General features: G+C 69.6%; 18 protein-coding genes. 11 read left to right on the forward strand and 7 right to left on the reverse strand.

Features of this window, described 5'->3' with window-relative positions; translation table 11 throughout:
* Positions 1-2 precede the first annotated feature (2 nt).
* Positions 3-371, forward strand: a complete 369-nt coding sequence (locus ACFPZ3_RS37475; protein ID WP_379519076.1) for a hypothetical protein — start codon at positions 3-5, stop codon at positions 369-371.
* A gap of 70 nt (positions 372-441) precedes the next feature.
* On the opposite strand, the gene ACFPZ3_RS37480 is transcribed toward ACFPZ3_RS37475, so the two are convergent.
* Complete coding sequence (locus ACFPZ3_RS37480; RefSeq protein ID WP_379519077.1) at positions 442-1,206, reverse strand: hypothetical protein; 765 nt, start codon at positions 1,204-1,206, stop codon at positions 442-444.
* A 224-nt stretch (positions 1,207-1,430) separates the two neighbouring features.
* Between ACFPZ3_RS37480 and ACFPZ3_RS37485 the strand changes: the two genes are divergently transcribed.
* From ACFPZ3_RS37485 to ACFPZ3_RS37505, 5 genes are all read left to right on the forward strand, one after another.
* A complete protein-coding gene (locus ACFPZ3_RS37485) occupies positions 1,431-2,981 on the forward strand; it encodes a serine/threonine-protein kinase (protein ID WP_379519228.1) in 1,551 nt (516 codons plus the stop codon).
* 4 nt (positions 2,982-2,985) lie between these two features.
* Positions 2,986-4,548, forward strand: coding sequence for a serine/threonine-protein kinase (locus tag ACFPZ3_RS37490; protein ID WP_379519078.1), 1,563 nt, complete (start codon positions 2,986-2,988; stop codon positions 4,546-4,548).
* A 3-nt stretch (positions 4,549-4,551) separates the two neighbouring features.
* Positions 4,552-6,135 carry a serine/threonine-protein kinase gene (locus ACFPZ3_RS37495; RefSeq protein WP_379519079.1) on the forward strand — a complete coding sequence of 528 codons (1,584 nt, stop codon included), beginning with the start codon at positions 4,552-4,554 and terminating at the stop codon, positions 6,133-6,135.
* An 89-nt stretch (positions 6,136-6,224) separates the two neighbouring features.
* Entirely contained in the window at positions 6,225-6,974 is a 750-nt protein-coding gene (locus tag ACFPZ3_RS37500) for a hypothetical protein (RefSeq protein ID WP_379519080.1), read from the forward strand.
* 125 nt (positions 6,975-7,099) lie between these two features.
* Positions 7,100-7,570 carry a molybdopterin-binding protein gene (locus ACFPZ3_RS37505; RefSeq protein ID WP_379519081.1) on the forward strand — a complete coding sequence of 157 codons (471 nt, stop codon included), beginning with the start codon at positions 7,100-7,102 and terminating at the stop codon, positions 7,568-7,570.
* Here the strand turns inward: ACFPZ3_RS37505 and ACFPZ3_RS37510 are convergent.
* Positions 7,567-8,379, reverse strand: a complete 813-nt coding sequence (locus ACFPZ3_RS37510; RefSeq protein WP_379519082.1) for a hypothetical protein — start codon at positions 8,377-8,379, stop codon at positions 7,567-7,569. The genes ACFPZ3_RS37505 and ACFPZ3_RS37510 overlap by 4 nt on opposite strands.
* A 507-nt stretch (positions 8,380-8,886) precedes the next feature.
* Between ACFPZ3_RS37510 and ACFPZ3_RS37515 the strand changes: the two genes are divergently transcribed.
* Complete coding sequence (locus ACFPZ3_RS37515) at positions 8,887-9,159, forward strand: hypothetical protein (RefSeq protein ID WP_379519083.1); 273 nt, start codon at positions 8,887-8,889, stop codon at positions 9,157-9,159.
* A gap of 161 nt (positions 9,160-9,320) precedes the next feature.
* On the opposite strand, the gene ACFPZ3_RS37520 is transcribed toward ACFPZ3_RS37515, so the two are convergent.
* Together ACFPZ3_RS37520 and ACFPZ3_RS37525 are read right to left on the reverse strand one after the other, a co-directional pair.
* Entirely contained in the window at positions 9,321-9,881 is a 561-nt protein-coding gene (locus ACFPZ3_RS37520) for a hypothetical protein (protein ID WP_379519084.1), read from the reverse strand.
* 74 nt (positions 9,882-9,955) lie between these two features.
* The gene (locus tag ACFPZ3_RS37525; protein ID WP_379519085.1) at positions 9,956-10,495 is read right to left on the reverse strand and encodes an EF-hand domain-containing protein; all 540 of its coding nucleotides are present in this window, start codon (positions 10,493-10,495) and stop codon (positions 9,956-9,958) included.
* 160 nt (positions 10,496-10,655) lie between these two features.
* On the opposite strand from ACFPZ3_RS37525, the gene ACFPZ3_RS37530 reads away from it, so the two are divergent.
* Entirely contained in the window at positions 10,656-11,471 is an 816-nt protein-coding gene (locus tag ACFPZ3_RS37530; protein ID WP_379519086.1) for a methyltransferase domain-containing protein, read from the forward strand.
* A 13-nt stretch (positions 11,472-11,484) separates the two neighbouring features.
* Here the strand turns inward: ACFPZ3_RS37530 and ACFPZ3_RS37535 are convergent, their stop codons facing one another.
* Together ACFPZ3_RS37535 and ACFPZ3_RS37540 are read right to left on the reverse strand one after the other, a co-directional pair.
* Entirely contained in the window at positions 11,485-11,781 is a 297-nt protein-coding gene (locus tag ACFPZ3_RS37535) for an ArsR/SmtB family transcription factor (protein ID WP_379519087.1), read from the reverse strand.
* Between the two features lie 200 nt (positions 11,782-11,981).
* Positions 11,982-12,527: an LppU/SCO3897 family protein gene (locus tag ACFPZ3_RS37540; RefSeq protein WP_379519088.1), complete on the reverse strand. Its 546-nt coding sequence runs from the start codon at positions 12,525-12,527 to the stop codon at positions 11,982-11,984.
* Positions 12,528-12,699: 172 nt separating this feature from the next.
* Between ACFPZ3_RS37540 and ACFPZ3_RS37545 the strand changes: the two genes are divergently transcribed.
* Positions 12,700-14,331: an alkaline phosphatase D family protein gene (locus ACFPZ3_RS37545; protein WP_379519089.1), complete on the forward strand. Its 1,632-nt coding sequence runs from the start codon at positions 12,700-12,702 to the stop codon at positions 14,329-14,331.
* Here the strand turns inward: ACFPZ3_RS37545 and ACFPZ3_RS37550 are convergent, their stop codons facing one another.
* Entirely contained in the window at positions 14,332-14,706 is a 375-nt protein-coding gene (locus tag ACFPZ3_RS37550) for an STAS domain-containing protein (protein WP_379519090.1), read from the reverse strand.
* Between the two features lie 314 nt (positions 14,707-15,020).
* Here ACFPZ3_RS37550 and ACFPZ3_RS37555 point away from each other — a divergent pair, with 314 nt between their 5' ends.
* Entirely contained in the window at positions 15,021-19,244 is a 4,224-nt protein-coding gene (locus ACFPZ3_RS37555; protein ID WP_379519091.1) for a HAMP domain-containing protein, read from the forward strand.
* 49 nt (positions 19,245-19,293) lie between these two features.
* A complete protein-coding gene (locus ACFPZ3_RS37560; protein WP_379519092.1) occupies positions 19,294-21,669 on the forward strand; it encodes a SpoIIE family protein phosphatase in 2,376 nt (791 codons plus the stop codon).
* Positions 21,670-21,786: the final 117 nt, after the last annotated feature.

The following is a 21,786-nucleotide window of genomic DNA, read 5'->3' on the forward strand; positions in this document are numbered from 1 at the left end:
ATATGGCAACCAGGAAACCACGGTCACGAAGGCTCGCCGCTACGATCGGCGCGCTGACGGCTGTACTTGTCGTGGCCGCGGGGCCTGCCGTGCTCGACCTGCACGCCATGGACAGCCGCGAGGACCCCTACATCGTGGGTGAGTTCGGCGCTCTGAAATCGCATTACGACAACGACATCACCAAGGCCGCGTACGCGATGCGGGATCTGCAGCGGGACATGTGCCGGCTGAACTCCTCCGGTTATCTCTTCTTCGCCTGGGACACCTACGAGCCGCTCGCCTCCCTGGACCAGTTCTTTCAGATGACCGAAAGTGGCGGCGCGATAAACGGCCGGCTCGCTCCCATTGTCCGTCCCGATCCCTGCGGTTGATCCGGCGTCGCTCTCACCTGCAATCGCAGGCCGATATGTTTCTGGCCTGCGATCTCTTCAACAGGGCCTCTCACCCTGTCAGGCCCTTGAGCGTCTCCCGCGCGATCTCCTCAGCGCCCTGCAGGAGTTTCTCCTCGGAAACGGGCCGACTGTTCTTGTCCGAGAGGATTTCGCGGCCCTTGTTGTCGGTGCCGTGGAAATGAATGTCGATGGTGGCGTTGCCTCTGATGAGGAGAATCCAGGCCATCGCCGTGCGCCTGACGGTGTGCTGGCTGTATATCGCGTACGCCTCGTCACCCAGGTCGCTGATCTGCTTGATCTCGCCATATTTCGTGCTCAGTGGAGCGGCCTCGGTCTGGCCCGACTGATCGCGCATCGAGTCCCACATGAAGTCGGCGTCGTCCAGGGCGGACTCATGGTCGGGGAAGACGTTGACCTTGACGTTGATCGAGCGGGACTCGTTGTAGCCGCCCTTCATGTTGTAGCCCTTCTGGTTCCACCCGCAGTCCTTGCGCTTCGCGCCGTATCCGTCCTTGGACACACCCGGCTCCGACACGCTCAGCGGCGCCAGCCGCGAGGTCAGGCTCTCGGGGAGCAGGTCGCAGACCTCGGGCACGTCCTGCAGCGGGGGGAAGGTGGAGGTGACGGTCGAGGAGGGCGAGGCCTGCGCCGTCGGCTCGGTGGAAGCGAGGGTCGGCGCAGCGGTGGGCGTGGCGGCCGGGACGTCCACCTTGCCCACGGGCTCAGGGGGCAGCGCGACGGGAGGCTGCGTGCCCACGTTCCGCACCGCGATGAGCCCGCCGCCGAGCACCGCGACCGTCGCGGCGGCGGCCATGACGCCCTTCGCCCACCCTGGGAGCTTCGAGGTTGCCGGCTGTCCGCCGTCCTGGTCCGGCCAGTAAGACGCAGGTGGCACAGGTGGTGCTGTGGTCATCATCGCTCCGGTGCTCGGACGTGCTCGATTGATTGCGGCGTGAATATAGCGAACAGAAAGCCACCCTCAATACTGTTACCCGCGTGCCTGGAGTTGGTGAAGTGAGAATCGCGGGCCGCTATCGGGTGTTGAAGGCACTCGGCCAGGGAGGCATGGGAACGGTATGGCTCGCCCACGACGAGCTTCTTGACCGCCACGTCGCGATCAAGGAATTGCTGCTGCCCGCGTCGCTCGCCCCGGCCGAGCGCGAGGAGGCGCTGCAGCGGTCGATACGTGAGGCGATGGCCGCTGCCCAGCTACGGCATCCGGACATCGTCAAGATTCACGACGTGCTCGCCCACAACGGCATGCCCACGATCGTCATGGAGATGCTCAAGGGCCGCGACCTGAAGGACGCCGTGGCCGCCGAAGGCTCGTGGGCGCCGGAACGCGTGGCGGCGCTCGGGCTGCGGGTGCTGGACGCGCTGTCGGCCGCGCACGCCCACGGCATCCAGCACCGTGACGTGAAACCGGCCAATGTGTTCCTGACCGACGACGGACGGGTGGTGCTCACCGACTTCGGCATCGCCCGGCTGGAGGACCAGGCCACCATCACCGAGTCGGGCCTGCTCATCGGCTCACCCGGCTACATCGCCCCGGAGCGGCTGCGCGGCGAGCGCGGCGGCCCGGCCTCCGACCTGTGGTCCCTGGGCGCCACTCTGTACGCCGCGGTCGAGGGCCAGGCTCCCTACGCCGGCACCTCGCCCATGGCCGTGCTGCGTGACGCCCTGACCCTGCCGCCCCGGCCGCCCCAGCGCGCCGGACGCCTCGGCCCGGTGCTCATGCACCTGCTGGCGCGCGAGCCAGGGCAGCGCCCTGATCCGCGGCTGGCGGCCCACCTGCTGCGGCAGGTGGCGGAGGGCCGGCAGACCACCATGCCCGTGCCCGTGCCTGTGCCCGTGCCCGTGCCGCGGAAGGGGAGCAGCCGCGGGCCGGTCCTCATCGGCGCCGGCGTGCTCGCGGCGGTCGCGATCGTGGCCACCACCGTCACGCTCCTGCCGCGGTCGGCGCCGACCACGACGCCGGCCACGCCGGCGCCGACGGCCGCCGGCGCGCTCCCCGCCACCTCCGCCACCTCCGCCCCCGTCCGGACGCCGTCGGCGACGCCCTCCGCCAAGTTCGGCGTGCCGGTGAACGTGTGCAAGCTCATGACCCCCACCCAGGTGCGCCTGCTGGTCCCGAAGTCCTCCCCCCGGGGCAAGCGCGAGGACGAGGGCTGCGCGTGGACGGCGCACGGCAACGGCGTCGGCGTGGTTCCGCTGAGGCCGGTCCCGCTGGAGAGCGCCTGGGGACGCAGCATGGACGAGGCCTCGGAGAAGTTCGTCAACCAGCTCAACCTGGCCGAGTCCGGCTCGAAGATCACGTGGAACTGGCCGGACATCGACCTGAAGAAGACGATCACGCAGGAGCGCAAGGCGTACCAGGAGGTCAACGGCATCGGGGACGAGGCGTACAGCTACGAACTGGTCAACCCCAAGGGCCAGGTGGAGCGGCATGACGTGATCTTCCGCCTGAGCAATGTCGTGATGGAGATCAGATACGTCGACATCAGCAAGGTCGGCGACAACGAGGCCATGCGCAAGGGCGCACGCGACGCGGCCCGATGGGTCGTGGCGGCGCTAGGACGCCAGGAGTGATGCGATGAACCAGCCACGACTCGTGGGCGGGCGCTACCAGTTGCTCGCGCAGCTCGGCCGGGGCGGGATGGGCGTGGTCTGGCGCGCCCACGACACCGCGATCGGCCGCGAAGTAGCGATCAAGCAGGTGCACCTGCCGCCGAACCTGTCCCCGGACGATCACGCGCGGCTGCGCGCGCGGACCCTGCGCGAGGCGCGCGTCGCGGCCCAGGTCAGGCATCCCGCCGTGGTCGCGATCCACGACGTGGTCGAGGAGGGGGCCGAGCCGTGGATCGTCATGGAGCTCGTCAAGGGCCGCTCGCTCGACGAGCTCGTGAAGTCGGGCGGGCCGCTGTCGCCTGAGTGGGCCGCCTCGATCGGGCTGTTCGTGCTGTCCGCGCTGGCCGCCGCGCACGCGCGCGGGCTGCTGCACCGCGACGTCAAGCCGGGCAACGTGCTGCTGGCGGACGACGGCCGCATCCTGCTGTCCGACTTCGGCCTCGCCGCCAGGGCCGGCGGGCAGCCGGGCGGCGCGCCGATGGGGACACCGGGGTTCACCGCTCCCGAGGCGCTGACCGAGGAGCCCGGCCGGGCCGCCGGGCCCGCCGCCGACCTCTGGTCGCTCGGAGCGACGATCTACACGGCCGTCGAAGGCGTGCCTCCGTTCTCGCGTACGACTGCCATGGCCACGCACGGCGCGGTGATGACCGAGCCGCCCAGGCCACCGCGGCGGGCGGGCGCGCTGGCGCCCGTGCTCCTGCACCTGCTGGAGAAGGACCCCGCGCGGCGCCCGGACACGGTGGCGCTCAGAGCGGCCCTGCGGCCCGTCACCGCCGCCACCATGCCCGCGGGGCCGGGCCCGGCGTCCTGGGTGCTCCCCAAACTCCCGGTGTACGGGTCCGCCGCGGCCGTGCTCGTCATCTTCGTCACGGTGGTCGCGCTCATCCTGACCGGCGCCCCGCCCGCCACCCTGGCAGGCACCGAGCCCACGCCCACCACGGCGAAGCCGACCACCGCCGCGCCCACCCCGTCCAGTACGACCGCGCCGCCCGTCACCGCCACCGCCACGCCCGTCGCGCGCACGCCCGGTACGTTCACCGCGATCCCCCGGCCCTGCCAGTTGCTCACCAGGGAGCAGGCCACCGAGGTCGTGGGCAAGTACACGACCAGCAGCACGGAGGCCACCGTCAAATGCGGGTGGGGCAAGGCTCGCGACGACAAGTCGCTCGCGATCTATCTCACGCTCTTCCTGTATCCGCGGCAGGGCGACGGTTACGAGACCAAGCTCGCCGAGGAGCACGTACAGGGCGTCAAGGCCAAGGCCGAGTCGCAGGCGGGCCGCGGCGGCAGCGGCACCAAGCAGGGCGAGGTCTTCGAGATCCCCGGCGCGGGTGACGAGGCCGCCGGCTGGGAGGTGCGGGAGACCACGTTCAGCACCAAGAAGTTCACGGTCTACTCGGTGTTCAGGACCAGCAACATGGTGGGCGAGGTCCGCTTCACCCGCAACGTCGCCGAGGAGCCGGGGCTGCGTGACAAGACCGCGAAGGCGATCAAGTACCTCGCCGAGAACCTCGACGCCAAGGCCTGACGCATGCACGTGATCGCCGGGAGATACCAGCTGCTCGCGCCCCTGGGCGCGGGCGGTGCGGGCACGGTGTGGCGGGCCCACGACGTGGTGCTGCGCCGTGAGGTCGCGGTCAAGGAGGTACGCCTGCCCGCCGACCCGGCCAGGAGGGAGAGAGCGCTCACGGACACCCTGCGCGAGGCCCGCGCGGCGGCGTCGCTGAACCATCCCGCGATCATCACCGTGCACGACGTCATCGCCGAGCAGGGGCAGCCGTGGATCGTCATGGACCTGCTCCCCGGCCGGTCGCTGGCCGACCTGCTCAAGGAGTACGGCAGGCTCCCGCCCGGCCAGGTCGCCGCCATCGGGCTGCGGGTGCTGGAGGCGCTGGAGGCGGCGCACCGGCGCGGGATCCTGCACCGGGACGTGAAGCCGGGCAACGTGATCGTCACCGACTCCGGCGAGGCCGTCCTCACCGACTTCGGCATCGCCGCGCACATCGACGACACCCCGAGCGCGACCGCGGCGGCCGAGCAGGCGGGGACACCGGGCTCACCGGGGTACATCGCGCCAGAACGGCTGCGCGGCGAGCCCGCGGGACCGGCCTCCGACCTCTGGTCGCTGGCCGCCACCCTGTACGCGGCGGCGGAGGGACACAGCCCCTTCCAGCGTGACTCCCCCATGGCGATCGTCGCGGCGGTCCTCACCCAGCCCCCGCCGCCGGCCGCCAACGCGGGGCCGTTCGGCGGCCTGCTGACGGCGATGCTGGACAAGAACCCGGCCGCGCGCCCGCACCCCCAGGCGATCAGGGCGGTCCTGCGGCCGATCGCCGCTCCCCTGCCCGCGCGCCGCTCAGTGGCGATGACCGCCACGGTGCCGGTCACGTCCAGGCGGAGCAGGCTGCCCGTCGTCCTCGGTGGCCTGGCGGCCGCCACCGCCGTCGTTGTCACGGCGGTGGTCCTGGTCAACGCGTCCACCAAGCCCACCGAACCCACCGAGCCCACTGAGCCCACCGAGCCCACTGAGCCCACCGAAAACACTGAGAACACGCCGATCGCCCAGGAGCCGGCCCCGTCGCAGCCGCCGGTGTCCACCCCGGCTCCGGAGGCGAAGGGGGACGGCGCCTTCGCCTCGGCGCCCAACGCCTGCCGGCTGGTGAGCGACGAGGAGGCCGCGAAGATCATGCCCGGGGTGCGCAGGCGGGCGATCGGTCTCGACACCACCAAGTGTGACTGGGTCACCGGCGTCCAGGAGGACGTCGTCAGCATCAAGATCACGCATTCGGCTCGGGAGGCGGCGGCGCAGAAGATCTTCACTGGCAGCAGGCAGGCGCAGGCCTCCAAGAAGGGCAGCGGGTCCGGCCAGACCTACCAGGCCGTGCGCACCCTCTCCGGCGTCGGGGACGGCGCCTTCGCCCAGAACTGGTGGTCGACCACGTTCCCGCAGGCCCACAGCATCGTGTGGGTACGCGTCGACAACCTCGTCGTCCAGATCGACTCGGCCACCTTCGACAGTTCCAAGCTGGAACCCGAGCATCAGGACAGAGCCGGCAAGGTCGCCCGCGCGGTCGTGGACGCGCTCGGGGATGTCGCATCGACGGAGACCGGCTGATGCGGCCGACGTTTTCCCAGAGTCCCCGAGAGGAGGCGTGGCGTTCCCCCGGGTTCCGTGGATGACCGGAGCCCCGCGCCACGAACGAGATGAACGAGTTGCCCACCCCGCCCCGCACCCCCCGGCCCACCGGCATCCGGATGACGCCCGGCCTCTTCAGCGGGGCCATGGCGGTGCTCGTGCTGATGGCGTTCACGATCGTCTTCCTGCTGACGAGGGAGGAGCCGCCACCACCGGCCAGACCCGTCGCCGCGCGGACGACGGCCCCGTCCGCGCCGCCCAGCGCCCAGCCCAGCGCGCAGCCCAGCGCGCAGCCCGCCACGAGCGAGCCGGTCCCGACCGGGGAGGCGAAGTTCTCCAGCGACGTCGACCCGTGCGACCTCGTCACCGAGGAACTGCTGACGAAGCTGGTGATCTTCCCCAAGCAGAGCAAGATCTACCAGGAGGAGTGCGAGTGGACGGCCCAGACCCAGTACGGGGCCGGGCTTCCCGACAACATGACCTTCAGGCTGAAGGTGTACACGAAGGTGTTCCCCAACGGGGTGGCGCAGGCGCACGAGCAGTTCGTCGCCCGCCGGTACGAGGCGTCGCTGATCCCCCGGGGCTACACCAAGGCCGAGCCGGCCATCGGGGACGATTCCTACGTCACCGCCTACACCTTGCCCGGGGGCAACGGCAGGGGGCCCACCAGCGCGACCGTGGGGGTCCGGGTGAGCAACGCGGTGGTCGAGGTCGAGTACAACCGCTCGGTCCCCGAGGATCCCGAGGGCAGGCTGACCGCGGGCGCGCTGGAGACGGCCCGCACGGTCGCCGAGAAGCTCAACGGCGGCACGGGATGAGGACCAGATCGCCTTTTCCTCCTCTCATCTGCCATGAGTAAGCTGATAGCGGCTCGCAGATGAGTGTGATCTCCTTCAGTGGCGGGAACGCGAAGAGCAGACGTCACGAAGGCGAGGAGATGCCGGTGCAGCCCACGTCGACCGATCTTCCTACAGACGGCCAGGTGACTCTGTCGGGCGAGGTGCGCCTGCCCGCCTGGCTGAGTGTCGCGATGCTCCGCTCGATGCCGCAGCGGGAGATGACGGTGAGCTTCGAGTGCCGCACCTCCGGAGCGCGGCGTCACTTCTTCACCGGGCCCCTGCTCATCGACGTGCTCCGCGCCGCGGAGCCGCTGTTCGACCCGGACGAGCGCAAGGACCGGCTGCGCTTCCTGATCTCGGTGCTGGGACGTGACGGCCACCGCGCGGTGCTGTCATGGGGCGAGATCGACCCCGAGTTCGGCAACACAGCGGCGCTTCTGGCCGTCAGCATGGACTGCCGGCCCCTCGACGAGCAGGGCCCGCACCTGGTGATGCCGGGCGACCGCTGCGGAGCGCGGCACATCAGCCAGGTCACCGATGTCCGAGTATGCGCCGACGACCGGTTATGGGCCTAGGTCCCGCTGCCGGAGGGCTCGCCATCCGGTGCCGCCGGTGCGGTCATGGTGTGCTCGGCCAGGGGGTTGGGGAAGCCGTATGCCTGCACCGGCACCCGCATCGGATACAGGCCGATCGCGTCGTTGCTCTGATTGGTCTTGTACGCGAGCCACCCCGCGTAGACGCCGGCGCAGGCGCGCAGGTCGATCTTGCCCCATCGGCCCGCCGGCACCGGGAGGTGGGTCGTCTCGGCGTGCGTCTTGGAGACCTCGGTGCTCTGCGTCGTGGAGGTCGACCAGCGGAAGGACGCCGTGTGGTCGACTCTCCTGCCGGCGACGCCGATGCCGGCGGCCGCGGTGAGGCCGAACTCACGACCCTCGGAGGTGGTGGAGGAGACCGTGATGACAGCGCTATCAGCGTAGTCCTTCGTGACGCCCTCCACCCCTCCGGAAACGGGGGCGGTGCCGCACATGTACGGCGCGACCGCGACGAGCCGGCCCACGAACGCGGCCGGGCGCCTGCCGGTCAGGGGGTTGCAGAGGGTGGACAGGGCGATGGTCGGCCCGCCCCGGCCGTAGACGGAGGCCAGCACGTTCCGGTAGGCGCAGTTGGTCCCGATGGGGTATCGAGACCAGTCGGCGTGGACGACCGAGACGTTCTCCTCACGGAAGTCGTTGCCGTGCCAGTGGCCGGCGGTGTGCTCGGCCAGGTCCAGGAAGGCGGCCTCGAGCGGCATCTCCGTCTGGATCTCGGCCCTGGTGACCTGGTTGTCCCAGGCGGGAAGGGCCAGCCGGGTGGGGACCTTGCCGGGGTTGGGCGCGTTCTGCACGACTGGGAGGTGCTTGAGGAAGATCGCCGGAAGAGGACTATAGCCGACCTCGGCGTCCGTCTTGAGGCAGTTGTAGACGCCGACGGTGATGCTGCCGTAGTGGTCTTCGTGGTACCGGGTGCTCATCGAGCTTGCTCCTGCAGTCATGGACATGGTCGGGGGTGGGTTCGCCCTGCCCTACTTTTCGTAGTTACATAATTACTCTCAGTCACGAAACAGAAGGCTTACCGGACGGCCACACCTGCCTGCGCGGGGGCCGGCCCTTGACCTCGTCGAGCGGGATGCCATCTGCGCGCCAACACACCGCAACCCTCCGCCACGGATCGCTACTCACTGCTATCGTCGCAGGTAGGGGCTATCGGCAGGGATACCGCGCCCCTCCGGTCCCCCACCCACGCACGAGATCGCACGACACCGCGCCCCTGGTCCCAGCCGGATCCACCGGCCACCCGGGGCCCGCAGGTCTGCCCCGCGGCGCGTCACCTCGCGATCGAAAGGCACACACCCATGCTGAAACGGGCACGCGCTGCCCTGGCAGCCGGTGCCGCCACGCTGGCGGTCATCACCGCCGGCGGAGCCACGACAGCCCACGCCGACACCAACTCCAGCAGCCAGAAGTCCACCCAGGTGCTCTGCAACGTCGTGCTCCTGTCACCGGGCGCCAACGTCGGCGACTGCCACAACGTGCAGATCAGCAACCAGAACATGGTCAAGACCGGCACCTCCAACGTCTCCCTGGTCGACTACTTCGGCACCACGCTCTTCATGCCCATCGTGTGACGACACCCCTGACCGAGGCCCTGTCATAACGCGTGACAATCGGCACCGCTGACCGCAGGGACTCTGGAACTTGCGACAACGGCCCTCGCCCTCGACACCATCGGGGCGAGGGCCGCCCGGGATGAGGTCCGCACGAGCCGGCCCGATCGGCAAGGCCCGGATCAGGCTGTGGTGCCCGGCGGAATCACCTCGGGATTGTAGGTCTCCCAGACGTACATGAAGGGCGTGGCGCCGACACTGATGAGGTACGCCTTGGACGCGGCGTCGAGTTCGGCGTCCCAGCGGGTCAGCCCCGTGACGTACAGGCGGCGGCTGTGATCGATGTCGTGGGCGATGAGGCCGAGCCCGACGGGCCGGGTGGGATCGCTGGCCACACTCCGCAGGAGGGCGTCCTCGCTGGAGGCGATCACCTCGTTGCGGGAGACCGGCGTTCCCTGCTGATCGAGCAGGTGCGAGTGCCGGACGATGGCGGTGGCTCCGTCGGCAAGACGCAGCTGTGCCCGCAGGTCAGCAGGCAGGTGGGTGGCAGGCTGATGGGCCAGGCTCCGCAGGCTCGCCGTGATCGGACCGCCGGTCAGCGCCTGGAGCAGGAGCGTGGTCGAACCGTCGCTGGCCAGAAGCGCGCGAGTCAGCGCGTTGGCGAAGTGACCGATCGGCACCGGCCGCACGTCCGTGGAGAGGCGGGACGGGCCGCTGTACGCCGGCAACCGGTCACCCCGCATCTCCTGCGTGGCGGAGGAGCTCTCCTCGTCGGCAGGAACATGACTCGTGCCAACCGGTGCCGATCGGCTCGGCATCATGCCGACCGGCGTACAAGTAGCTGCCCGGGAGTGTTCGCCGCGGCGCTGACGTAGAAGTCCCTGATCGCCGCCTTCCAGTCTTCCGCGGCGACCGCGCCGTCGAAGCTCATCTCGGCATAGATCCGCTCGACCTGCGGTTCGGCGAAGCCGATCGCCGCCATGCAGGCCAGGAAGTCGGCCCTTTCGACCTGGCCGTCTTCGTTCCAGTCGGCGAGGTCGGCGAGGGCGGAGACGTAGGGCTGGCCGTAGTGGTCGAAGTGGTCGTCGTCGGGGATGACCGCCGCGTACTCCTCGAAGGACACGACCTCGCCGTGGCCCTCGCCGCCCGACGCGGCGACCAGCCCCTGCCAGTAGATCCGGCAGCCCTCCAGCAGGGCGGTGGCCTTGACCGAGTTCCGCTTGACCGCGAGCGCGTCGAGAACGCGTCCGGCGAGCAGGTCGAAGTCCTCGGCCTGCAGGCGGCCATCGCCGTTGGCGTCCAGGAGCGAGAAACGAGTCCGCAGCCGGGCCAGGCGCGATGGGTTGTCCTCAGGCATCTCTTGCCTCCTTGTGGTGCTGAAGGACAGGTAGTGGAGGTGCGAGGACGAGGGTTCCCATCGCCCCGCACTCACCACAGGTAAAGGTACTACTACTCTGAGTAATGACAAGGTTGGATTGAACTAAGGCCGCCATCATCACCAGAGAGAGGGGACACGAGTGCCTCGACCAGCGTCGACATCACCCGGCCCCGCCTACCTTCTTGGCTCCTCGGCCGGCGAGCGGCAACGGCTGCTGGCCCAGGGCGACCTCCTCCGCGACGTCGCACGGCAACTGCTGGATCGTCTGCCGCTCGCCGACCAGGCACGCGCCATCGACGTGGGATGCGGGCCCCTGGGCGTCCTGGACCTCCTCAGCGACAAGGTCGGCCCCTCCGGCACCGTCGTCGGCCTCGACAACGACGAGCGAATGATCACCTGGGCCAGGGAGTCCATCGCCGCCCTCGACCTGGTCAACGTCACCACCGCGCTGGGGAGCCTCCCCTGCGACGCCGAGCCGCTGTTCGACCTGACGCACTGCCGGCTCGTGCTCATCAACAGCGCCGGCCCGGAGGCGATCGTGGCCTCGATGGTCGCCGCCACCCGTACCGGCGGGTGGATCGCCGTGCAGGAGTTCGACTGGACCACCTGGCAGTGCGAGCCTCCGCATCCCGCCTGGGACAGGCTCAAGTTCCTGCTCGCCTCCGTGTTCGGCGGCGACGTGCACATCGGGGCCCGGCTGCCGGATCTGCTCAGGGAGGCCGGCTGCCGGGAGATCCAGACCATGGCGTATGCCTTCTCCTGGCGGCCGGGAGACCTCTATCAGACGCTGCTGCTGTACTTCGCCGACCTCTTCGCCGAACGGATCCGCGCCCGCGGGATCAACCCGCGCACCCTGACCGGCCTGACACAGGAACTCGGCCGGCATCTCGCCCACCCCGCCACCGTCGTACGCGAAAGCCTGCTGGTGCAAGCCTGGGGGCGCAAGGCCCGCTGATGAGTCCGGTGCGTCAGCTCTGAGCCGCCAGCAGCGCGACGGCGAGCGGCAGGCGCTCGTACAGCACCTGAAAGCCGTGCCGGCGTGAGGTCAGCAGCCCGGCGTCGCGCAGCACCGACAGGTGGGCCGACACGGAGGACGCCGCCATGCCGTGGCGGTGGGCGAGCGCCGTCGTCGAGGCGGGTCCGTCCAGGTCGGCGAGGATGGCGGCCCGGGCCCGGCCGACGAGCCGGACGAGCGCGGTGGGCGCAGCGCGCAGGCCAGCACGATCGCCGCGCCGAGATGCTCCCGGCCGAGCAGTTCCCGCCACGGGGGCGGGGCGGACGTCTCTTGATCGTAAGAACTCATGACTTCAAGGCTGTCGTTGAACCGCTCCCGGAGGCTTTCCTCCTCGCGCCACCGGCGGTGCTGGGCCGATGGATGGAAAGCCTCAAGCCGCCGTGGAACCCCGCCCCCGCCCCCGCCGTCGGCGCGGCCTCGCCGAGCCGGCGCCGGTGCCGGGAGGCACGGTCACGGGCGGTCGGCGCAGAGCGTGAGCGGGGGGCTGCGGTACACGATCGCGCGCGGCAGCTCGTCAGGGGTCTTGGTCCAGTTGGGCACGTCCTTGCCGCAGACCGAGGCGTCAGCGGACCCGTCGGACACCTTGGTGACCCGGTAGGTCGCCGAGGATCCGCAGGCCACCTTGGACACCTTGCCGGTGGGGAAGCCGACCTCCTGGTAGAAGCAGTCGCCCTTCTTCGCGTTCAGCGTCAGGCACAGCCGGCTGCGCGATCGGCGGGTGCCGACCTGGACGTATCCGTTGGTGGAGTCGTCGCAGCTGCCCGCCTTCTTGATCACCTTGTAGGCGGCCTGCGAGGTGGTGCACGCGACGATGCGGAAGTCGTTCTGGACGGTCTTGCCGCCCTTTCCGAGCGCTTCGAGGCAGGACCCGATCTGGGCGTTGCTCGGGTCGTCCTCGGCGGCGCAGCCCGCGGCCACGACGATCAGGAGCGCGCAGGCAAGTCCCGTGGCGAGGCGGGTCACAGGGCGATGGCGATCACTCGTGGTGCTGGTCATGGCACAGCAACCTAGCCACGTTGCGGGACACTTCCGCTCATTTGCGGATTCGTCGAAGCGTCCGGCGCGGCCCTGTGCCTCGCGGTAATGCGAAGACGTCAACCCCAGCACCGGCCCCGGCGGGGGCCACAGGGGGCGTATCGTCCCGGTAGCTGGTGATAGGGGAGGTTGTGTGCCACAGGTGGTGGTGGGGCCGCTGCTGCGGTATGTCGATGACAGCTCGGCGTCGATCTGGGTGGAGACCGATGAGCCGTGCACGGTGAGCGTTCTGGACGCTTGCGCGCGCACGTTCACGGTGCACGGTCATCACTACGCGCTGGTCGAGGTGAGCGGGCTGGCCACGGGGTCCCGCACGGACTATGCGGTCGAGCTGGACGGCGTGCGGGTGTGGCCGGAGCCGGACAGCGAGTTCCCGCCGTCGGTGATCGCGACCGTGGACGAGAACGCGCCGGTGCGGCTGCTGTTCGGGTCGTGCCGTACCAGCGTGCCGCACGACGCCGCGCACGTGTTGTCGCACGGGGTGGATGTGCTGCGCGCCTACGCGTACGACATGGCCGGGCAGGAGACGGCGCGCCGGCCGACGGCGTTGCTGATGCTGGGCGATCAGGTGTACGCGGACGAGCCGCCCGAGCAGGTCCGCGAGTTCATCAGGGACCGGCGCGACACCTCGGCCGAGCCGGGCGAGGAGATCGCCGACTTCACCGAGTACGCCGAGCTGTACCGGCTGGCCTGGTCCGATCCGGCGGTCCGCTGGCTGCTGTCGACGATCCCGACGATGATGATCTTCGATGATCACGATCTGCGCGACGACTGGAACACCTCCCACGACTGGCGCGAGGAGATGCTGGCCCAGCCCTGGTGGCGCCGCCGGGTGGTGGCCGGGCTGGGCTCGTACTGGATTTATCAGCATCTGGGCAATCTGCCGCCGGCGGAACGGGCGACGGACCCGCTGCTGGAGGCGCTGCGCTCGGCGGATGGGGACGGTGGCGCGCTGCTGGACGAGTTCGCCTGGCAGGCCGACCAGGATCCGTCGCAGAACCGGTGGAGCTATGTGCGCCGGCTTGGCCGCAACCGGCTCATCGTGCTGGACTCACGGTGCGCGCGCACGCTCAAGCCAGGGGGACGGGCGATCGTGGATGAGCAGGAGTGGGACTGGTTCGCCGAGCAGGCCACCGCGGGCGAGGTGGATCATCTGCTGATCGGCTCGTCGGTGCCCGTGCTGCTGCCCGCCGGGCTGCACTACCTGGAGAGCTGGAACGAGGCGGTGTGCGAGGGCCGGTGGGGGCCCTGGGCGGCCCGGGCCGGCGAACGCATACGGCAGACGCTCGATCTGGAGCACTGGGGCGCCTTCGGGCGCAGCTTCTTCGCTCTGTCCCGGCTGATCGTGCGGATCAGCACCGGCGCCGGCGGTGCCGGGCGGCCGCCGGCCAGTGTGGTGCTGCTGTCCGGCGACGTGCACTACTCCTACCTCGCCCAGGCGAAGATCAAGAACGCGGTGAGCAACGTCTATCAGGCGGTGTGCTCGCCGATCCGCAACCCGCTGAGCAGGCTGCTGCGATTGGCGAACGGCATCGCCTCCTTCGGCCTGGCGGGCTTGATCGGCCGTGCTCTGGCGCGCGCGGCCGGCGTGCGAGCGGCCCCGTTCGCCTGGCGGATCCGGCGCGGCCCATGGTTCCACAACGCGGTCGCCACCGTGGAGATGGACGGCCGCGCCTGCGTGATCGGCTGGTACGCCGCACACGCCACCAGCGGCGATCCGCCGGACCTGTTCGCCCTCAGCAGGGAGCACCTGACCCGGGACTGATCAGGAGGAGCGGGTGGGCGGGCGGTCCTGCCGCAGGGCGTCGTCCAGCGTGGGATAGCTGTCGAACACCGCGGCCAGCCCGGTGATGGTGAGCTGGCGTCTCAAGTTGCCCGGCACCGCGGCCAGCATCAGCCGGACTTTCGCGGCCTCGGCCTGCCGGCGGGCGTCGAGCAACTCGGACAGGCCGGAGGAGTCGCACAATTGCACGCCGGACAACTCCAGGATCAGGTCGAGCGGGTTGTTACACAGGGCAGCGTCTATCTGGACGCGGAACAGCGGCGCGTGCAGATAGTCGAGGACGCCCGCCGCGTGGATGACCTGCGCCTGCGGATAGGTGGTGCGGGTGAGGGCCAGCTGCGGATCGAGGTCGTCCATCGCAGCGATCAGTTCCTCCCGGAGTGGGGCACCGGATGAATTCGAGGCGGAGTCGTTGCCATTCTTACCTCCGTTAAGGCGGCTAACCACACCAACCGGGCTAAGCGCCGCCGACTGGCGCTCCGGTACGGCTATGGAAACGTATTGCGTGCCGTGACCCGTTGCCCTTTTCAGGGGTAGGGCCACAACCTTATGTGCTCTAGTACTCTCCGGAGGAGAGCCTAGGGCTGCAATATCCTGCGATGTTTCACCTTGGTGTGCCATCTCCGCTGTGGGGCGATGGCCGTCCATCTGACAGGAGCGACGGGGTGGACATGAGTGATACGAAATCTCGCGGTTCACGGGCCACCATCAGCGGTGACGAGGTGGGCGAGCCCGAGCTGCGTCAGCTGCTCGCTGGTCTGACGGCGGTGCGTGACGGCGACTTCCGCACCCGGCTGCCGGACGACGCCGACGGACTCCTCGGGGAGATCGCCTCGGTCTTCAACGGCATGGTGGACCAGCTGTCCCTGTTCACCTCCGAGGTGACCCGGGTGGCGCGGGAGGTCGGCACCGACGGCCGGCTGGGCGGCCAGGCGGACGTCCCGGCGGTGTCGGGCACGTGGAAGGACCTCACAGAGTCCGTCAACGCCATGGCGGGCAACCTCACCGACCAGGTACGCAGCATCGCCCAGGTCACCACGGCGGTGGCCAAGGGCGACCTGTCGCAGAAGATCACCGTGGATGCCCGCGGCGAGATCCTGGAGCTGAAGAACACCGTCAACACGATGGTCGACCAGCTCTCCTCCTTCGCCGCCGAGGTCACCAGGGTGGCCCGCGAGGTCGGCACGGAGGGTCAGCTCGGTGGTCAGGCCGACGTGAAGGGCGTGGCCGGCACCTGGCGCGACCTGACCGACTCGGTGAACTTCATGGCCGACAACCTGACCGACCAGGTGCGTAACATCTCCCAGGTCGCGACGGCGGTGGCACGCGGCGATCTGTCGCAGAAGATCACCGTTTCGGCGCGCGGCGAGATCCTGGAGCTGAAGAACACCCTCAACACGATGGTCGACCAGCTCTCCTCCTTCGCCGACGAGGTCACCAGGGTGGCCCGCGAGGTCGGCACCGACGGCAGACTCGGTGGCCAGGCCGATGTCAAGGGCGTGTCCGGCACGTGGAAGGCGCTGACGGAGTCGGTGAACGTCATGGCCGACAACCTCACCGCCCAGGTACGCAGCATCGCCCAGGTGACCACTGCGGTGGCCAAGGGCGACCTGACGCAGAAGATCCGGGTCGATGCCCGCGGCGAGATCATGGAGCTGAAGGAGACCATCAACACGATGGTGGACCAGCTCTCCGCGTTCGCCGACGAGGTCACCCGCGTGGCCCGCGAGGTCGGCACCGAAGGCAACCTGGGCGGCCAGGCCACGGTCCGGGGCGTGTCGGGGACGTGGAAGGACCTCACCGACAACGTCAACGTCATGGCCTCCAACCTGACCAGCCAGGTACGCAGCATCGCCCAGGTCGCCACGGCGGTGGCCAGGGGCGACCTGTCGCAGAAGATCACCGTCGAGGCCAAGGGCGAGGTCGCCGCACTGGCCCAGACGATCAACACCATGGTCGACACGCTCAGCGCGTTCGCCGACGAGGTCACCCGTGTGGCCCGCGAGGTCGGCACCGAGGGACAGCTCGGCGGCCAGGCGCGCGTGCCCAACGTGGCCGGCACCTGGAAGAACCTCACCGACAACGTCAACTCCATGGCCGACAACCTGACCAACCAGGTGCGCAGTATCGCCCAGGTCACCACCGCGGTGGCGAAGGGCGACCTGACCCGCAAGATCGACGTGGACGCCCGCGGCGAGATCCTGGAACTCAAGACCACGATCAACACGATGGTCGACCAGCTCTCCGCGTTCGCGGCCGAGGTCACCCGCGTGGCCCGTGAGGTCGGCAGCGAGGGCAGACTGGGCGGCCAGGCCGAGGTCGAGGGCGTGTCGGGCACGTGGAAGCGGCTGACGGAGAACGTCAACGAGCTGGCCGGGAACCTCACCCGGCAGGTGCGCGCCATCGCCGAGGTGACCAGCGCCGTCACCTCCGGTGACCTGACCCGGTCCATCACCGTGGACGCCGAGGGCGAGCTGGCGGATCTGAAGGACAACATCAACTCGATGGTGAAGTCGTTGCGCGAGACGACCAGCGCCAATGAGCAGCAGGACTGGCTCAAGTCCAACCTGGCCCGCATGTCCGGCCTCATGCAGGGCCACCGCGACCTGGCCACCGTGGCCGAGCTGGTCATGAACGAGCTGGCGCCGCTGGTCGCCGCCCAGTACGGCGCCTTCTTCCTGGCCGGCGACGAGGAGCTGCGGCTGATCAGCGCCTACGGCTACCTGGCGGGTCCGGACCGGCGCTCCAGTTTCCAGATGGGCGAGGGGCTGATCGGCCAGGCGGCGCACACCCGTCGCACCATCGCCTTGAACGACATCCCGGGCGGCTACATCACCATCGGCTCCGGCCTGGGCCAGTCCTCCCCCGGGTCGGTCATCGTGCTGCCGATCGTGGTCGAGGAGCAGGTGCTCGGGGTGATCGAGCTGGCCTCGGTGTACACGTTCACGCCGGTGCACATGGCGTTCCTGGACCAGCTCATGGAGACGATCGGGGTCAACCTGAACACGATCGTGGCCAACGCGCGTACCGACGAGCTGCTGGGTGAGTCGCAGCGGCTGGCCACCGAGCTGCAGGCCCGCTCGGAGGAGCTGCAGAACCAGCAGGAGGAGTTGCAGCGCTCGAACGCCGAGCTGGAGGAGAAGGCCAGCCTGCTGGTCCGGCAGAACCAGGACATCGAGACCAAGAACCTGGAGATCGAGCAGGCCAGGCAGGAGCTGGAGGACCGGGCCCAGCAGTTGTCGCTGGCCTCCTCCTACAAGAGTGAGTTCCTGGCCAACATGAGCCACGAGCTGCGCACCCCGCTCAACTCGCTGCTCATCCTGGCCCAGCTCCTGGCCCAGAACCACACGCGCAACCTGACGGCCAAGCAGGTCGAGTACGCCGGGATCATCCACTCGGCCGGCTCCGACCTGCTGCAGCTCATCAACGACATCCTCGACCTGTCCAAGGTCGAAGCGGGCAAGATGGACATCAACCCCGAACCGGTCTCTCTCCGGCAGCTTCTGGAGTACGTCGAGGCCACGTTCCGGCCGATGACCACGCAGAAGAGCCTCGACTTCCGGATCGTGTCCGCTCCGGGCATCCCGCTGGACGTGCTGACCGATGACTCCCGGCTGCGCCAGGTGCTGCGCAACCTGCTGTCGAACGCGGTCAAGTTCACCGAGACGGGCAGCGTCGAGCTCCGGATCGAGATGGCGGCCCAGTCCGAGCTGCCCCCGCCGGTGCGCCCGCATGGCGCGGCCATCGCGCTGAGGGTGATCGACACCGGCATCGGCATCGCCGAGCAGCAGCTTGAGGTGATCTTCGGCGCGTTCCAGCAGGCCGACGGCACCACGAGCCGCAAGTACGGCGGCACCGGCCTCGGGCTGTCGATCAGCAGGGAGATCGCCTACCTGCTCGGCGGCGCCATCGTCGCCCAGAGCGTCCCCGGGCAGGGCAGCGCGTTCACGCTCTACCTGCCGATCGCCCGGCCGGACTTCGCGGAGCATCCCGTCTCACCGACCGCCCCGGTCGCCTCCGAGGCGGCCGCCAGCAGGTCGTCCGTTCAGCAGCAGCGCCGGGTTCTGATCATCGAGGAGCGGCCGCGCGGGTTGCTCTCGCTGGTGGCCGAGAGCGTCCTGACCGAGTTGGCGCCCACCAGGGACAGCGCGGTGGAGATCGTCACGGCCGTCGGGGCGCAGGAGGCGGCCGCCACGCTGGCGGCCGAGCCCTGCCACCTTATCGTGATCGATCTCGACATGCCGGGCCAGGTGGCTTACCAGCTGCTGGAGGCGATGGACGGTGACCCGGCCCTGCAGGCCGTCCCCGTCCTGGCCCACAACAACTGGCGGGCCAACCCTCAGCAGGAGGCGCGGCTGCAGGCGCGCCGCGGCGGCCAGCCGCTGGAGCTGCTGTCGAGCCTCGACGAGATGCGCGAGCGCATCGCGCTGCACCTGACGGCCGACCAGCCTGGAGACGTGCTGCCGCTGGTCAGGCCACAACAGGTGGGTCCGGCCGCCGGGCAGGAGGTCGACGACACGCTCACCGGCCGGACCGTGCTGGTCGTGGACGACGACACGCGCAACCTCTACGCGCTGACCAGCATGCTCGAGATCCACGGCATGCAGGTGCTGCACGCCGAGAACGGCCGCGTGGGCATCGACACGTTGACCGCCCATCCCGAGATCGATCTCGTCCTGATGGACGTGATGATGCCGGAGATGGACGGCTACGCCGCCACCGCGCGGATCCGGCAGATGACGCGGTACGCGGAGCTGCCGATCATCGCCGTCACGGCCAAGGCCATGCCGGGCGACCGGGACAAGAGTCTGGCGGCGGGAGCCAGCGACTACGTGACCAAGCCGGTCGACGCCGACCATCTCATCGAGCGGATCCGGCACTGGGTCATCGCGTAGGCGCAGTCCGTTCCCTGAGGTTGAAGCACCATCGGCAAGGAGCGACACCGTGCACAACCCACCGCCGCCTGATGCTTCCTTCGTTCCCGGCTCCGCTGAGCCGGGAACGGAGACGAACGTCGGCAGGCTCGCGGCCACGATCGAACGGCTGCGCAGGGAGGTCCTTCGGGCCCAGATGGCCGCCGAGGGCCGGGCCCTCATCGAGGTGGCCAAGGGTGTGCTGATCGAGCGCCTGCGCCTCAGCGTGAGCGGCGCGGCCCAGCAACTGGCCACGCTGGCCGAGCAGGCCGGCCTGACCCAGCTCGAACTGGCCGCCGACATCATCAACCAGGCGGCGCAGGACCGGATCAGCGAGGCCGCGCGCGCGTTCCTGGCCTACACACAGTCCGAGGAGTTGTCCCGCGAAGCGGCCGACGTCGCGGTACGGCTGCGCCGCGCGGAGAGCGGCGCGTTGCAGGCCACCGACGCTCAGGCGGTGGTGGAGTCGCTGCTGGAGCACGCGCTCACCCCGCTCGGCGCGACGGCCGTGGCCGCCTGGGAGGCCGGCCCCGACGGCTCGCTCACCCTGGTCGGTTACGCCGGTTTCGGCGCCGAGGAGGCCAGGCGGTGGCGCTACGTCCCGCCGGGGGTCGAGACGCCGGCCCGTCGCGCGCTGGTGAAGCGCGAAAGTGTCTGGATCAAGGACCTGTCCGCTCTCGGCCTGCCCTCCATCGGCGGTCGGGACACACCGGGTGGCCGGGTGGCCGTGCCGGCGGGCACCGGGGGACGGATCTTCGCCGTCCTGGAGGTGGGCTGGCCGCATTCTCTGCCGGTGCAGCCTCCGCAGGTCCGCAAGCAGATCGAGGCGCTGGCCGAGTTGTGCGCGTACACGCTGGAAGCTCCCGACAGGCCGGCATCGGACCACGACCTGCAGACGCTGCCCGAGCTGGTCGACCTGGCCGACGGGCTGCCGGACGCGGCGCTCGTGCTCTGTCCCTACCTGGATGAGGACGGCAGGCTCGGCGACTTCCGCATCCAGCACGCCAATGCCGCGTTCGCCGATCCGGCCGGGCGTCCGCGGACCATGGTCGCCGGCGCCCTGATGCTTGAGGCGTACCCGCTGGCGGCCGAGGAGGGCGGGTTGTGGGAGAAGATCGAGCGCGTCCACGCCACCGGCGAGCCGTACCGCGCCGAGAAGATGACCCTGACCGCGCTGGTGGATCAGGTGCCGCTGTCCAGCGACGCCGCCGTCAGCATCACCCGCCACCGCGACGCCGTCCTGCTCATCTGGCGTCTGCGGGACGAGTCGACCCAGCTCGCCAACCTGTTGCAACACGCGCAGCGGCTGGGCCGCATCGGCGGCTTCGAGCAGAACACGGCCACCGGGCGAATCCTCTGGAACAACCAGCTGTACGCCCTTTACGGCCTGACGGACGGCGAGCAGCCCATTCCTCTGGAACGCCTGGCCGAGCACTGCCACCCGGACGACGCCGCGGCGATCGGCCGCTTCCTGCACACCGTGCTGCATCACCGCAGATCCGCGTCGACGGCCTTCCGCCTGCAGCGCTCCGACGGGATCGCCCGGCACATCAGGGTCGTCGCAGAACCCGTCCTCGACGAGGGCGGGCGACCCCTGGCCATCCGCGGCGCCTACCAGGACATCTCCTCCCAGCACTGGACTGAAGTGGCCCTGGCGGCCACCCGCGACCAGCTCGCCCACTCCGAGCAGCAGTCCGCGGAACGCAACCGCCTGGCCCTGCAGTTACAGCAGGCGATCATGCCTCCCAAGCGGGAGCCGATGGAGACCTTCGACCTGCAGATCGCCGTCCGCTACCGCCCCGCGGAACAGGAGCACCTCGTCGGCGGCGACTGGTACGACGCCGTCGTCCTGCCGAGCAAGCAGATCATGCTGTCCGTCGGCGACGTGGCCGGGCACGGGATCGAAGGCGCCACCGGCATGGTCGTGCTCCGCAACGCGCTGCGCGGCCTGGCCGCCACAGGAGCGGGCCCCGCCCAGCTGCTGGCCTGGCTCAACCTGGTCACCCACCACCTGACCGACCAGGTGACGGCCACCGCGATCCTCGGCCTCTACGATCCGGAGACCCGCATCCTGCGCTGGGCCAGAGCGGGCCACCTCCCGCCCATCCTGATCAGGCAGGGCGAGGCGGTGGAACTGGACCTGATCAACGGGATCATGCTGGGCGCCGTGTCGGAGGCCGACTACGAGGAGAGGCAGATCCAGCTCGCGACGGACGACATCCTCCTGATGTACACCGACGGGTTGATCGAACGGCGAGACCGCACCCTGCAGCACTCACAAGCGCAACTGCTGCGCACAGCCATCTATCCGACGACGAGCCTGGAACACCGCCTGGACAACCTGCTCACCCACAACCATTCCGACACCGATGACGACACCTGCCTGGTCGGGATCCAGCTGAACTGACGAAGCCGGCTACCGGCTCGGCATCCAAGCCCCCGCACGCGTCGCGACTCGCATCGGATCCTGGCGATGAGGCATACGCCGGTCTTTGCCGGGCAGTCGGTGATCAGCTTTATCCCC

The sequence above is a fragment of the Nonomuraea insulae genome, assembly GCF_042656245.1.